The sequence below is a fragment of the Marinobacter halodurans genome (assembly GCF_004327985.1).
GTDB lineage: Bacteria > Pseudomonadota > Gammaproteobacteria > Pseudomonadales > Oleiphilaceae > Marinobacter_A > Marinobacter_A halodurans.
The window spans coordinates 1-1,198 of record NZ_SJDL01000135.1 but is presented as its reverse complement, the minus strand read 5'-3'; the positions used below and the strand labels follow the sequence as shown (position 1 = coordinate 1,198).

1 protein-coding gene is annotated in these 1,198 nt (G+C 55.3%); it reads left to right on the top strand.

Annotated elements, in window-relative coordinates; translation table 11 throughout:
• The first annotated feature begins 71 nt into the window (after positions 1-71).
• Positions 72-1,159, top strand: a protein-coding gene (locus EZI54_RS23780; protein ID WP_131484323.1) for an IS3 family transposase whose coding sequence is annotated in 2 segments (ribosomal slippage) — positions 72-333 and positions 333-1,159 — 1,089 coding nt in all. Because the reading frame shifts where the segments join, the coding sequence is not laid out codon by codon here.
• Positions 1,160-1,198: the final 39 nt, after the last annotated feature.

The following is a 1,198-nucleotide window of genomic DNA, read 5'->3' as shown; positions in this document are numbered from 1 at the left end:
GGTAATCCCCCCGAAAAATAGCGGTACTCAAAAGTAGAATTTTCCGTAAACTACCCGCAGGGAGATTCTGCATGAAGAAGTCACGTTTTTCCGACAGCCAAATCCTGTCGATCCTGAAGCAAGCCGAGAATGGCGTGCCGGTTCCGGAACTTTGCCGAGAACACGGCATGAGCAGTGCGACCTTTTACAAATGGCGGGCCAAGTTCGGCGGTATGGATGCCTCGATGGTGGCTCGCTTGAAGGAGCTGGAGGACGAGAACCGCCGGCTCAAGAAGATGTACGCTGAAGAACGGCTCAAGTCGGACATCCTCAAGGAAGCCATCGAAAAAAAGTGGTGAAGCCGTCTCGCCGCCGTGAGATGGCGCAAAAGGCCGTCAATGAGAAAGGCGTCAGCATTCGCCTGGCTTGCTGGATATTCGGCATCAGCGAGACCTGCTACCGGTATCAGGCCAAGCTCAGCGATGAGAACGCCGAGATTGCGGACTGGCTGGTTCGGCTGACCCACAACCAGAAGAACTGGGGTTTTGGGCTGTGCTTCCTGCACCTGCGTAATGTGAAAGGCTTCAGATGGAATCACAAACGGGTCTACCGCATATACCGGGAGCTGGAGCTGAACCTACGCATCAAACCCAAGAAACGCCTGGTTCGCGAGAAACCCGAGCCCTTAACCGTACCGGAAACCATCAATGACAGCTGGTCCATGGATTTCATGCATGACCAACTCAGCGATGGCCGCAGTTACCGGCTGCTGAACGTCATTGATGACTTCAACCGTGAAGGCCTCGGCATTGAGGTCGACTTCTCGTTGCCGGCAGAGCGTGTCACCCGCACGCTTGACCGGATCATTGAATGGCGGGGAAAACCTCGCTCTATTCGCTGTGACAACGGCCCCGAGTACATCAGCGGCAAACTGGCCGCATGGGCGGAGAACCTGGGCATCAACCTGGCGTTTATCCAGCCGGGCAACCCCCAGCAGAATGCCTACATCGAACGCTACAATCGAACCGTTCGTTACGACTGGCTGGCTCAGTACCTGTTCAACAGCACTGAAGAAGTCCAGGATTACGCCACTCGCTGGCTCTGGCACTACAATCACGAGCGCCCCAATATGGGACTCGGAGGGATCACCCCTCAACAGAAATTGGCCATGGCGGCCTGATGTCTACTTTTGAACCCTGCTAAAAATGGGGGGATTACC